This window comes from Thiohalobacter sp. COW1 (assembly GCF_016629505.1).
Taxonomy (GTDB): domain Bacteria; phylum Pseudomonadota; class Gammaproteobacteria; order Thiohalobacterales; family Thiohalobacteraceae; genus Thiohalobacter; species Thiohalobacter thiocyanaticus_A.
This window is the reverse complement of sequence record NZ_AP024239.1, coordinates 2909164-2921229: the sequence shown is the minus strand read 5'-3', so window position 1 is coordinate 2921229 and position 12066 is coordinate 2909164. Positions and strand designations below refer to the sequence as shown.

Genomic DNA, 12066 nt, shown 5'->3' with positions numbered 1-12066 from the left:
AGGCGGCCATTCGGCCGCCCTGTGTGTCAGGATAAACTGTTACTGTCGTTTAGTACCGACGCCGCGCAATCCCGACCAAGCCCAGCAGGCCGGAACCGAACAGCCATACTGCCGCCGGCACCGGGATAGCAGAAGGCGGAATCACCTGATCCGGGTCGTTGACAAAACTCTCACTGCCGCCGCTGTCAAAGGCTATGACATGCATGCCCACACGCAGATCGCCTGAAATCAAATCAGCAATTATGTCGTTGAAGGTTTTGCCGGTCTTGAGATCGAACACGACATCCAGCCATTCACCCGGGTTGACCCCCTTCTTGGGAGGCGGCGGATCAGACTCAGCCTTGAAATACCCTGTCACTTCAAACTTCGGGGTAATCGAATCACCACCCGGCAAATCCGGAGGACTTGCATCACCCGCTGTCCATGAATCACCCGCACTGTGACTCACGTCGGCTATACCAAGCAGTTCGCCATCATCGAAATAGACTTCGGTGATAGCTGAATCAGCCGACCCGGAATTATTGAAACGGAAATTAACCTGGTTTCCACCCGGATCAGTGACATCCACGGTCAGCTGGCTTTCACCGATAGCGCAATCGCCCGAGTCGTTACCGGTGATGCACATGAAGTCCAGGCTGACCGCCGATACTGGCCCGGCGAATGCGAATGCAGCTACCGCCGCAAGTCCGCCGAGGAAACGGCGAGCCCAGTCCGACAAGCCGCTGCACGACCACAGCATATCCCTACTATTTTGATACTCCATGGGTTTTTCTCCTCCAGGCAAGCCTGCTGTTGTTCTTGTTCGTTGGCGCTGTTGTCATTATTGCGCGCATCTGGCATCCGAGTTGTTGATTGCGGATGCAATTTTTACATTGACTTTCAAGCAATATTTATTCCCGGCAATGTTTTATCTTGAAACACAGTGGGTTATGCGTTACGTCAGAGATAGCACTACCCGGACTTGCAAACTTTTCCGACATGTTCGTGCGACGGAGAACGGATAAGCCGGAAATAATTATTCAAAAAATATAGTGGGTTGCATACAAAACACCGGGCAGAAGGCCCGGTGTTAAGGATTTCGTCGGTAAGTGGGTGGAAACGGCCTGGGATCAGGCCGATTCGCTGGTGATCTTCTCGTACTTGGCCAGCAGCTGCTCCCGAGTCTCCTTGTTGTCCGGATCGACCAGGATGCAGTCGACCGGGCAGACCTCGACGCACTGGGAAACCTCGTAGTGGCCGACGCACTCGGTGCACAGATCGGGGTTGATTTCGTAGATCTCATCGCCCTGGTAGATGGCGCCGTTCGGGCACTCGGGCTCACAGACATCGCAGTTGATGCATTCATCGGTGATCAGCAGGGACATGACCGCCTCCATTCAGGACTGCCGCGCCGGGCGCGCGGGGGTATATCAGATGAAAGCGATATTAACCGAGCCGCGCCTTCAGTGCAGCCACAACTTTTTCGTGGACAAAAGGCGAGATATCGCCGCCCAGGGCGGCCACTTCCCGCACCAGGCTGGAGGAGACATAGGCATACTGCTCGGCCGGCGTCAGGAACAGGGTCTCGATCTCGCCGGCCAGATGCCGGTTCATGCCGGCGAGCTGGAACTCGTACTCGAAATCCGACACCGCGCGCAGGCCGCGCAGAATCACCTGAGCGCCGCGGCGGCGTACGAATTCCACCAGCAGGCCGTCGAAGCTGCACACCTCGACATTGGGGAGATGCGCCAGCACCTCGCCGGCCAGCGCCTCGCGCCGGGCCAGATCGAAGGCCGGTTGCTTGGCAGGACTGGCGGCGATGGCCAGGATCACCCGGTCGAACAGGCGCGCGGCACGCTCGACAATATCGGTATGGCCGTGGGTGATGGGATCGAAGGTGCCGGGATAGACCGCTGTGACATTCATGGGCGGATTATGACGCCTGCGGGGCCGGCTGCAAACCATCCGCCCGGGCCAGGTGATAACCGACCTCCCCGGATTTCCTGCTGCGTATGAGTTGCCAGCCCGCCGGCAGCAGGGCCTGCAGTGCAGCGCTGTCCAGGTCCTGCTCGGCTTCCATATAGACGTATGCCCCGGGCGCCAGCCAGCCCGGCTGGGCCAGCCCGGGCAGGCAGCGCTGCAGCCAACCCTGGCCGAAGGGCGGGTCCAGGAACACCACGTCATAGGGTTCGGCCGGTGCCCGGCCCAGAAACCGCAGCGCGTCGGTCTGCACCAGTTCCAGCCGATCCCCGGCCTGGAGCAGCGCAATGTTGTCGCGCAGCTGGCGGGCCGCGGCGCCGGCCTTCTCCACCAGGGTCACCCCGGCCGCGCCGCGCGAGGCGGCTTCCAGGCCCAGGGCGCCGCTGCCGGCGAACAGGTCCAGGCAGCGACTGCCGGCAATGACCGGGGCCAGCCAGTTGAACAGGGTCTCGCGCACCCGGTCGGGCGTGGGACGCAGACCGGACTGGTCGACGACCTTCAGCCGCCGTCCACGCCAGTCGCCCCCGATGATCCGCAACTGGTTTCGCCCGGCCATGACTTCCCCATAGCTGATGAAATATCGAAGGGTGACGGGACCGGCCGCAGATCCGACCGCGGAGGCTCGACCGTCGCGGAAACCGGCAAGGCCACGGACTTGATGCCGGAACGCCCGGGAGGCATCCCTGCAGGCTTGGCGGCCGCGTCCCTGCGGCCGACATCCGGCATCAAGTCCGTGGCCTTGCCTGCCCCAGTCCCCACGCCTGGAAGCGGAACATCATCCGGGCGCCCGGGGACGGGGTCAATGCGGACGCAGCAGTCAGGCGGTCTCGTGGCGGCGCAGCCGGGTGCCCAGCAGTGCCAGCCCCGACCCCATGAGCCAGACCGCCGCCGGGACCGGTACGGCGCTGATGGCCGTGGTCCCGGGCGTGGGGACGTCCAGCACTGCGAAATCGGCCAGGTTGCTGCCGGTCACGCCCACCCGTGCCAGGCTCTGGCCGGCGGAAACGTCGGGGGCCGGATCGCCCTGACCGGCAAACACGGCGCTGGTGAAATCGCCGTAACCCAGGGCATCGATCACCCTGCTGCCATCCCACAACTCGAGCGAATCCGGCCCGTTCTGCAGGTCCACGTCGGCGAGCAGGTCGGCGCCGGGCACCGCGGTGCCGCCGCTGTCCTCATCGGCGATCACGAACACGCCGTCGGGGGGAATCAGGCCGCTGAGCGCGACCGTCTTGTAGGTATCGCCGCCGCTGCCGTTGATACCGCGCAGTTCGTAACCGGACAGGTCCAGTCCGGCCGGGCCGTACAGTTCGACGAATACCTTGCCGGCGTCGCCGCCGGAGGCATCGTAGAGCACTTCGGAGAGCAGTAGTGCCGAGTGGGCCGGGGTTGTTGCGATACCCGCGAAGAACAAAGAGGCGTGCAGGGCACGCCGGTAAGATTTTCTGCCGTCCATGGCATTTCCTCCATCCTGCAAAGTGTATTTATGCTTGTTACCGGCCCCGTCCGTGGAGCCGGAAATACGGGATTATAGGGCTCGACCTGTCCCGGACAATGGCGATTCACCCGTCGAACTGTAAGCAATCACCGATGATTTTTGTAAGCCCTTACTCGGATGGCTGCTCGCCCACGATCACGGTCACCATCCGCTCCGGCTGTACCCGGCGCTGGAAGGCATCGCGGACATCGGCACGCGTGACCGCGTTGACCCGGTCATTGAAACGCTGCAGGTAATCCAGCGGCAGGTCGTAGAAACCGATCATGGCGATGTACTCCAGGGTCTCGCTGTTGCTGTCGATGCGCAGCGGGAAGCCCCCGGTGATGTGCTTGCGCGCGGCCTCCATCTCGGCCTCGGTCGGCCCCTCCGCGACAAACCGCGCCAGGGTCTCACGCAGCACCTGCAGGGCGGCGTCGGCCTGCTCGTTGCGGGTCTGCAGTCCGAGCACCAAGGGCCCGCGTCTGGCCATGGGCAGGAAATAGCTGTAGGCCGAATACGACAGGCCGCGCTTCTCGCGCACCTCCTCGCTGATGCGCGAGACGAGACCGCCGCCGCCCAGCACATAGTTGCCCACGTAGAGAGCGAAGTAATCCTCGTCGCCCCGGCGCATGCCGGGCTGACCCATGAGGATGTGGCTCTGCGAGGAGGGATGATCGATGCGCTGCAGGTCCGCCGCCGCCAGCGACTCGACCGCGGGTAGCGCCGGCGCCGGTTCGCCTGCCGCCAGTCCCCCGCTCACGCTGGCGGCCAGGCGCTCGGCCCGGGCGCGGTCCAGGTCGCCGACGATGGCGACCACGGCATTGCGCGCGACGTAGTAGCGGCGATGGAAGGCGGCAAGCTGCTCGCGCTCCAGTGTCTGGACGCTTTCAATCGTACCCTCGCTCGGCGTGGCATAGGGATGCTCACCAAACAGCGCGGCATAGAAGGCCCGCTCGGCCACTTGCGAAGGCTGCTGGCGCATCTGCTGCAGTCCGACCAGGGTGCGCCTGCGCTCGCGCGCGAAGGCCGTCTCGGCGAATGCCGGCGCCGCCAGCACCTGGCGGTAGACCTCCAGCGCCGGCTGCAGGTGCTGTTCGCTGCTGAGACTGCGCAGGTTCACCCAGGCCATGTCGCGCCGGGCACCGGTGCCGAGCTGGGCGCCGACGGACTCCAGCCGTTCGGCGATGGCGTCGGCATCCATCTCACCGGCGCCCTGGTCGAGCAGGCCGTTGGTGAGTCCGGCCAGTCCCGGATGGCCGCCGTCGCGGGCACTGCCGGCATCGAACACCACCCGGATGTCGACCATGGGCAGTTCCGGGGCCGGCACGAAATAGACCCGCGCGCCGTTGTCCGTCAGCCAGTGCTGGATGGGCTCCATCGCCTGCGCGGGCAGCGCCGCGCACAGGCCCAGAAGAAGAATACAGATTCTGCGCATGATTCCGCCTTGCTTCATCGGTGTGGGGTTCAATGCCGGGGGCTGCCGGCCATGCCGGCGGCCCGGGCCCGGGCGCGCGCCTCGGCATCCATGGGCAGCGGATCGAGCCGGGCGACGGTCAGGCGGTCCTCGACCAGATACTTGCGCGCCACTGCCTGCAGCTGCTCGGCGGTGATGGCCTGAATGCGCTCGACATACTGCTCACCCACGCGCCAGTCCAGCCCGATCGATTCCAGTCGCCCGATCTTCATGGCCTGATAGAAGATGGAGTCCTCCTCATAGACCCGCCCGGCCACGACCTGCGCCTTGACCCGCTCCAGTTCGGCCGCGGAGACCGGCTCGCTGCGCAGCCGCTGGATCTGCCCGCGCAAGGCCTTTTCCACCTCCTCGATATCCACACCCTCGGCCGGGGTGGCGTCGAGCAGGAACAGGCTCTGCTGGCGGCCGTAGAGGTCATAACCGGCGCCGGCCTCGGCCACCAGCTGCCGGTCGCGCACCAGGATGCGCGCCAGTCGCGCGCTCTGGCCGCCATCGAGGATGCCGGCCAGCACCTCCAGGGCGTAGGGCTCCCAGTCGTGCTCCGCCGTCAGCAGCACCGGCACCTTGTAGCCTAACAGCAAGTAGGGAACCTCGGCCGGGGCCTGCACGCGGATCCGGCGCACCCCCTTCTGCCCGACCTCGGTGCGCGGCTTGGGCGGCGCGACCTCCTCGGCCTGGTGCGGGCCGAAATGCTCGGCCGCCAGTTTTGCCACCGCGTCGGGATCGACATCGCCGGCCACCACCAGGATGGCGTTGTTGGGCGCGTACCAGCGCCGGTACCACCGCTCCAGGTCCTGGATGTTCATGCTCTCCAGATCGGTCATCCAGCCGATGACCGGGTTGCGGTAGGGACTGTTGAGGAAGGCGGCGGCGTTGAACTGCTCGAAGGTCAGTGCCTCGGGCTTGTCCTCGGTGCGCAGCCGACGCTCCTCCATCACCACCCGCACTTCCTTGTTGAATTCCTCCTCCGGCAGCAGCAGGTTGCGCATGCGGTCGGCTTCCAGTTCGAGGGCGACCGGCAGCCGGCTCTGCTCCAGCTGCTGGAAATAGGCCGTGTAGTCGCGACTGGTGAAGGCATTCTCGCGCCCGCCGTTCTCGGCGATGATGCGCGAGAACTCGCCGGGGCCGTGCTTGTCCGTACCCTTGAACATCATATGCTCGAGCACGTGCGAGACACCGGTGATGCCGGCATGCTCATAGCTGGAACCGATCCGATACCAGACCTGGGAGACCACCACCGGGGCGCGGTGATCCTCCTTGACAATCACGCGCATGCCGTTGTCCAGGGTGTATTCGTGCACCTGGCCGGAGCCGGCCCGGGCGGTCGCGGCGAGACACAGCGCGGCCAGCGTCAGATACCGCAGGAGAGTTCGAATTACCCCACAGGACCCGGCCTGCCGCGTTGCATCCGCTTGAGACAGGAGTGCTATGCCGGCGCGAATGCGCCTTGCATACCGGGTCCTGTGGAGCTCTGAATGAGGCTTTGGCAGGTTTGGAGACTGTATCATATGAACTCGCTTACCTTGGTCATTGTCGGGTGGTAGGATAAGCCTGTTGCACCCACATGGCTAATGACATCCCTTATGGTATTTGGTTTCGGACGCAAAAAACCCGCAGCGGACAAGGACAGGCCGGCGGCGCCCGCAGCAGCGTCAGACGCTGCGCCTGCGCCGCAGACCGCCGCCGGGAAACCGGCCGGAGGCGGCCTGTTCGCCCGCCTGCGCGCCGGCCTGTCCAAGACCCGCAACGTCCTCAACACCGACGTGCGCGACCTGATCTCGCTGCGCCGGCAGATCGACGACGAACTGCTGGAGGAACTGGAAACCCAGCTGCTGGTCGCCGACGTGGGCGTGGAGGCGACCCAGGACATCATCCAGGACCTGACCCGGCGGGTGGCGCGCAAGCAGCTCACCGACGCCGACGCCCTGCTCACCGCCCTGCGCGAGGACATGGCCGCCATCCTGGAGCCGGTCAACGTGCCGCTGCAGATTCCGCAGGCCGACACCCCCTACGTGATCCTGATGGTGGGCGTGAACGGCGTGGGCAAGACCACCACCATCGGCAAGCTGGCCCGGCGCCTGCAGGACGAGGGCCGCAGCGTGATGCTGGCCGCGGGCGACACCTTCCGCGCTGCCGCCGTGGAACAGCTGCAGGTATGGGGTGAGCGCAACGAGATCCCGGTCATCGCCCAGCAGCACGGCGCCGACAGCGCCGCGGTCATCTTCGACGCCCTGCAGTCGGCCCGCGCGCGGGGGGCCGATGTGCTCATCGCCGACACCGCCGGCCGGCTGCATACCCAGTCCAACCTCATGGAAGAGCTGAAAAAGGTCAAGCGGGTGCTGGCCAAGCTCGACCCCGCGGCCCCGCACGAGGTGATGCTGGTGGTCGATGCCGGCACCGGCCAGAACGCGCTCAACCAGGCCCAGCAGTTCCATGAGGCGGTGGGCGTAACCGGACTGACCCTGACCAAGCTCGACGGTACCGCCAAGGGCGGCATCATCTTCGCCATCGCCAGGCGCCTGGGCGTGCCGATCCGCTTCATCGGCGTGGGCGAGAAGATCGAGGACCTGCGTCCGTTCGAGGCCGGGGAGTTCGTCGCCGCGCTGTTCGGCGACGGGACCGACGACAGCGAGGCGGCCTGAGACTGCCCGCCTTTGTTACCGTCATTCCCGCGCAGGCGGGAATCCAGTCACCGCCGCGGTCATGGATGCCGGATCAAGTCCGGCATGACGGTCAAAACCAGAGTCCGGCCATCATTGGCCAGCAGAGACTGCAGTCTGGATACAACCTGATCCCATGATCCGCTTCGACAACGTCAGCAAACGCTACCCCGGCGGCCACGAGGCCCTGCGCGGCCTGTCCCTGCATGTGCCGGCCGGCCAGCTGACCTTCCTCACCGGGCACTCCGGCGCCGGCAAGAGCACCCTGCTCAAGCTGATTTCGCTGATCGAGCGGCCGACCTCGGGCAACATCCTCATCGACGGCCAGAACCTGAACCGGGTCAGCCGCCGCCAAATCCCGTTCGTGCGGCGCAAGGTGGGCATCATCTTCCAGAACCACCAGCTGCTGTTCGACCGCACCGTGTTCGACAATGTCGCCCTGCCGCTGATCATCGCCGGCCACGATCACCGCGAGATCGGCCGCCGGGTGCGCGCCGCGCTGGACAAGGTCGGGCTGCTGGAGCATGAGCGCGCCTATCCCGTCACCCTTTCCGGCGGCGAACAGCAGCGGGTGGGCATCGCCCGCGCCGTGGTCAACCGCCCGCCGCTGCTGCTGGCCGACGAGCCCACCGGCAATCTGGATCCGGAACTGTCGCGCGAGATCATGCACCTGTTCGAGCAGTTCAACCAGGTCGGGGTGACGGTGCTGATCGCCACCCACGACATCGACCTGATCTCGCGGCTGGACCACCCGATCCTGATCCTCAAGGCCGGCCGGCTGCAGGCCGCCGGCTATGCCCGCGGGACGGCCCCGTGATCGGGCGCCGACCCCGTAAACGCGGGGCCGCCGTACGCCGGCCGCCGCCACCCAAGCGCCAGCGCAGGCCCCGCGGCGCCGGGCCCCGGCTGACCTGGCCGCGCCTGCGCTGGCCGCGGCTGGCCAGCCCGCGGGTGTATGCCGCGCGCCACCTGCAGGTGCTGGTCGAGAGCCTGGGCCGGCTGGCGCGCCAGCCGGCCGCCAGCCTGATGACGGCGGCGGTGATCGGCATCGCCCTGGCCCTGCCCAGCGGGCTGCTGACCCTGCTCGACAACCTGCAGCGGCTGAGTCTGAGTTGGGAGGGCACGGCCAGCATCTCGGTCTTCCTGCACGACGAAGTGGCGGGCGACAGGGCGCGCAGACTGGCCGAGGAACTGCGCAGCTGGCCGGAGATCTCCACGGTCAACTATATCTCCCGCGACGAGGCGCTGGCCGAATTCCGCCAGCACTCCGGCTTCGGCGAGGTGCTGGACGCGCTGGAGACCAATCCCCTGCCCGGGGTGCTGGTGGTCGAACCGACCCGGCAGGACCTCACACCCGCGGGTGCCGAGGTACTGCTGGAACGGCTGCAGGCCCTGGAGGGCACCGACCTGGCCCAGCTCGACCTGCAGTGGGTGCAGCGCTTCGCCGCCCTGATGGAAATCGGCCGGCGCGGGGTGCTGGTGGCGGGCGCCCTGCTGGCGCTGGCGGTGCTGCTGATCGTGGGCAACACCATCCGCCTGGACATCCAGAACCGGCGCGAGGAGATCGAGGTGACCAAGCTGATCGGCGGCACCGACGCCTTCATCCGCCGGCCCTTTCTCTACACCGGTTTCTGGTACGGGGTCGGCGGCGCGCTGCTGGCCTGGATGCTGGTCCAGCTCGCCTTCCTGCTGCTCAGGGGACCGGTGGCGCATCTGGCCGGGCTCTACGACAGCAGCTTCCTGCTGCAGCCGCTGGGCCTGCTCGACAGCCTGACCCTGCTGCTCGCCGGCGCCCTGCTCGGCTGGCTGGGCTCCGGCCTGGCCGTGAGCCGGCACCTGCGCGACATCGAGCCAAGCTAGGCTCATCTCAGGAAAACAAAGAAAAACAACCAACTGACCCTCAACCCCGGCTGCATTCCGACGGCCGCGACCTCAATATTCCCGCCCCGTGGCCGCTACCCCCGGCATGAACCCGCATTCCGCCGGCTGACAGGGAACGCAGCTCGACAATGTCCCGCAAACTGACCCGTATCCTGGTGATCGACGGCTCCGAGGTCGCGCGCACCATTATTTCGCGCATCCTCGACGAGGAGATGCCCAGGACCCAGCTAACCCTGTGCGGCAGCGGCCGCGAGGCCCAGGCGCGGCTGGAAGAGCAGCACTACGACCTGATCACCACCGCCCTGCTGCTGCCGGATATGGACGGGCTGGATCTGTGCCGGCAGGTCCGCGCCCACCCCAGCCATCACCACACGCCCGTGATCGTGGTCTCGGGGGATGCCAACGAGCGCCTGCTGCAGGAGGGCTTCGCCGCCGGGGTCACCGACTACTTCGACAAGTCCCTCGGCTACCAGGCCTTCGTGGAATTCATCAAGGGATTCACCCAGCGCAATCCCGGTCTGGTCGGCCGGGTGCTGTATGTCGAGGACAGTCCCACCACGGCCCGCCATACCCTGAAGCTGCTGGAACACCACGGCCTGCAGGTGGTGCACACCACCACCGCCGAGGAGGCCATCGAACTGCTGCAGCACAACGCGCCGGGCAATCCCGAGGCCGATGCCGGCTTCGACATCGTGATGACCGATTTCTTCCTCAAGGGGGCCATGACCGGCGGCGACCTGCTGCACGCCATTCGCAGCAAGTTCCGCTTCACCCAGCAGGAAATGCCGGTACTGGTGCTGACCACCGCCGAGAGTCCCGACCGCCAGGTGGAGGTATTCCATGCCGGGGCCAACGACTTCGTGCAGAAGCCCATCGTCGAGGAGATCCTGCTGGCGCGTGTTCGCTCGCTGCTGCTGATCAAGCAGCAGTTCACCGCCCTCAAGCTGCAGGCCGAGGAAATGCGCCTGCTCGCCACCACCGACAGCCTCACCGGCGTACGCAACAAGTGCCACCTCCTGCGTCAGGGCGCCGGGTTTCTGGAAGACCGGCGCAACCAGCCGGTCGCCGCCCTGCTCCTGGACATCGACCACTTCAAGCGTCTCAATGACAGCCATGGCCATCTGACCGGCGACCAGGTACTGGAGGAGGTCGGCGCCCTGCTCAACGCATCGGTGCGCGAAGGGACCCTGGTGGCCCGCTTCGGCGGCGAGGAATTCGCCGTCCTGCTGCCCCGCTGCCGGCTGGAGGAGGCCCAGGCCCGCGCCGAGGAGTTGCGCGCAGGCATCGAGGCCCTGCGCCCGGCCAGCCATATCATCACGGTCAGCGTCGGCGTGGCTTCGACCGAGACCTGCCCCGATGCCGACCTCACCGCCCTGCTGGATCTGGCCGACCGCGCCCTCTACACCGCCAAGGAAACCGGCCGTAACCGGGTATGCGCCTGATTTATTGATTTTTTTCAGGAAGCGCGGAACTTTCCCCGGGGATTGGCACTCCAATGACTCGAGTGCTAAACTCGAGGCAGCAGTGAAGTGGAGGAACCCATTCTATGACCCATGCGATGGTTGCAGTACAGCCGGAACACCAGCTCACGCTCGCCCGGGGCGACCTGACCGGCTACATCCAGCAGGTCAACAGCTTCCCGATGCTCAGCGCCGACGAGGAGCGGCAGCTGGCCACGCGCCTGCGCGAGGACGGCGACCTGGAGGCCGCCCGCCAGCTGGTGCTGTCACACCTGCGCTTCGTGGTGCATGTGGCCCGCACCTACAGCGGCTACGGCCTGCCCCTGGGTGACCTGATCCAGGAGGGCAACATCGGCCTGATGAAGGCGGTCAAGCGTTTCGATCCCACGGTCGGCGTGCGCCTGGTCTCCTTCGCCGTGCACTGGGTCCGGGCCGAGATCCACGAATTCATCCTGCGCAACTGGCGCATCGTCAAGGTGGCCACCACCAAGGCCCAGCGCAAGCTGTTCTTCAACCTGCGCTCGGCCAAGAAGCGCCTGGGCTGGTTCACCGAGAACGAGGTCCGGGCCGTGGCCGAGGACCTGGGCGTGAAACCCGAGGTGGTGCGCGAGATGGAATCGCGTATGTCCGGCCAGGACGTGGGCTTCGACATGAGCAGTGAGGACAGCGACGAGGACAGCCGCAGCTTCTCACCGGCCGCCTACCTGAGCGCCCCGAACACCGACCCGGCCGAGTTGCTGGAATCCGACGACTGGGAGGACCACAACCAGCAGGCCCTGTACCAGGCCCTGGCCGGGCTGGACGAGCGCAGCCGCGATATCCTGGCTCAGCGCTGGCTGGCCGACAACAAGGCCACGCTGCACGAACTGGCCGACCGCTACGGCGTGTCCGCCGAGCGCATCCGACAGCTGGAGGCCAATGCCATCAAGAAGCTCAAGACCGCCATTGCCGCCTGAGTCCGAAGGCAGTCACGGAAACGAAAACGGCCCCGAACGGGGCCGTTTTCGTGTGTGCGGGATCCGGACTCAGCCGGCCAGCAACACCGAGAAGAAGCTCAGGTAGGCCATCACGATCAGCGCGATGACAATGACCATGGGGAAATTCTGGAAGGTAAACATGCCGCGCCTCCGCACCAATAACCGTCAAAATATTAGC

Annotated in this window: 12 protein-coding genes; 5 read left to right on the top strand and 7 right to left on the bottom strand. The window is 65.9% G+C overall.

Annotated features, from left to right (window positions below):
- Positions 1–49: 49 nt before the first annotated feature.
- The 7 genes from COW1_RS13825 to COW1_RS13795 all read right to left on the bottom strand — a co-directional run bounded on the left by COW1_RS13825 (position 50) and on the right by COW1_RS13795 (position 6211).
- Positions 50–763, bottom strand: coding sequence for a VPLPA-CTERM sorting domain-containing protein (locus COW1_RS13825; protein WP_096367393.1), 714 nt, complete (start codon positions 761–763; stop codon positions 50–52).
- A 346-nt stretch (positions 764–1109) separates the two neighbouring features.
- Positions 1110–1364, bottom strand: coding sequence for a YfhL family 4Fe-4S dicluster ferredoxin (locus COW1_RS13820; RefSeq protein WP_096367647.1), 255 nt, complete (start codon positions 1362–1364; stop codon positions 1110–1112).
- 61 nt (positions 1365–1425) lie between these two features.
- On the bottom strand, positions 1426–1905 hold the full coding sequence (gene coaD, locus COW1_RS13815) for a pantetheine-phosphate adenylyltransferase (RefSeq protein WP_096367394.1): 480 nt from the start codon (positions 1903–1905) through the stop codon (positions 1426–1428).
- 7 nt (positions 1906–1912) lie between these two features.
- Positions 1913–2515 carry a 16S rRNA (guanine(966)-N(2))-methyltransferase RsmD gene (gene rsmD / locus COW1_RS13810; protein WP_096367395.1) on the bottom strand — a complete coding sequence of 201 codons (603 nt, stop codon included), beginning with the start codon at positions 2513–2515 and terminating at the stop codon, positions 1913–1915.
- A 261-nt stretch (positions 2516–2776) separates the two neighbouring features.
- Complete coding sequence (locus COW1_RS13805; protein ID WP_157745718.1) at positions 2777–3415, bottom strand: lamin tail domain-containing protein; 639 nt, start codon at positions 3413–3415, stop codon at positions 2777–2779.
- Between the two features lie 151 nt (positions 3416–3566).
- Positions 3567–4871, bottom strand: coding sequence for a pitrilysin family protein (locus COW1_RS13800; RefSeq protein ID WP_201344517.1), 1305 nt, complete (start codon positions 4869–4871; stop codon positions 3567–3569).
- A gap of 29 nt (positions 4872–4900) precedes the next feature.
- Positions 4901–6211 (bottom strand): M16 family metallopeptidase, encoded by a 1311-nt coding sequence (locus COW1_RS13795; protein WP_370590867.1) that lies wholly within the window; start codon positions 6209–6211, stop codon positions 4901–4903.
- Between the two features lie 282 nt (positions 6212–6493).
- On the opposite strand from COW1_RS13795, the gene ftsY reads away from it, so the two are divergent.
- The 5 genes from ftsY to rpoH all read left to right on the top strand — a co-directional run bounded on the left by ftsY (position 6494) and on the right by rpoH (position 11867).
- Positions 6494–7552, top strand: coding sequence for a signal recognition particle-docking protein FtsY (ftsY, locus tag COW1_RS13790; protein ID WP_201344515.1), 1059 nt, complete (start codon positions 6494–6496; stop codon positions 7550–7552).
- A gap of 154 nt (positions 7553–7706) precedes the next feature.
- On the top strand, positions 7707–8387 hold the full coding sequence (gene ftsE / locus COW1_RS13785; RefSeq protein WP_096367399.1) for a cell division ATP-binding protein FtsE: 681 nt from the start codon (positions 7707–7709) through the stop codon (positions 8385–8387).
- Positions 8384–9430, top strand: coding sequence for a permease-like cell division protein FtsX (gene ftsX, locus COW1_RS13780; protein ID WP_231971527.1), 1047 nt, complete (start codon positions 8384–8386; stop codon positions 9428–9430). Before ftsE ends, ftsX begins: the two co-directional genes overlap by 4 nt.
- 149 nt (positions 9431–9579) lie before the next feature.
- Positions 9580–10893, top strand: coding sequence for a diguanylate cyclase (locus COW1_RS13775; RefSeq protein WP_201344514.1), 1314 nt, complete (start codon positions 9580–9582; stop codon positions 10891–10893).
- Between the two features lie 104 nt (positions 10894–10997).
- Positions 10998–11867, top strand: coding sequence for an RNA polymerase sigma factor RpoH (gene rpoH / locus COW1_RS13770; RefSeq protein WP_369801220.1), 870 nt, complete (start codon positions 10998–11000; stop codon positions 11865–11867).
- The last annotated feature ends 199 nt before the right edge of the window (positions 11868–12066 follow it).

What these genes read in the sequence shown, in the direction of transcription:
- COW1_RS13825 (WP_096367393.1), bottom strand. Translation starts at nt 763, where the DNA reads ATGGAGTATCAAAATAGTAGGGATATGCTGTGGTCGTGCAGCGGCTTG.
- COW1_RS13820 (WP_096367647.1), bottom strand. Translation starts at nt 1,364, where the DNA reads ATGTCCCTGCTGATCACCGATGAATGCATCAACTGCGATGTCTGTGAG.
- coaD (WP_096367394.1), bottom strand. Translation starts at nt 1,905, where the DNA reads ATGAATGTCACAGCGGTCTATCCCGGCACCTTCGATCCCATCACCCAC.
- rsmD (WP_096367395.1), bottom strand. Translation starts at nt 2,515, where the DNA reads ATGGCCGGGCGAAACCAGTTGCGGATCATCGGGGGCGACTGGCGTGGA.
- COW1_RS13805 (WP_157745718.1), bottom strand. Translation starts at nt 3,415, where the DNA reads ATGGACGGCAGAAAATCTTACCGGCGTGCCCTGCACGCCTCTTTGTTC.
- COW1_RS13800 (WP_201344517.1), bottom strand. Translation starts at nt 4,871, where the DNA reads ATGCGCAGAATCTGTATTCTTCTTCTGGGCCTGTGCGCGGCGCTGCCC.
- ftsY (WP_201344515.1), top strand. Translation starts at nt 6,494, where the DNA reads ATGGTATTTGGTTTCGGACGCAAAAAACCCGCAGCGGACAAGGACAGG.
- ftsE (WP_096367399.1), top strand. Translation starts at nt 7,707, where the DNA reads ATGATCCGCTTCGACAACGTCAGCAAACGCTACCCCGGCGGCCACGAG.
- COW1_RS13775 (WP_201344514.1), top strand. Translation starts at nt 9,580, where the DNA reads ATGTCCCGCAAACTGACCCGTATCCTGGTGATCGACGGCTCCGAGGTC.
- rpoH (WP_369801220.1), top strand. Translation starts at nt 10,998, where the DNA reads ATGACCCATGCGATGGTTGCAGTACAGCCGGAACACCAGCTCACGCTC.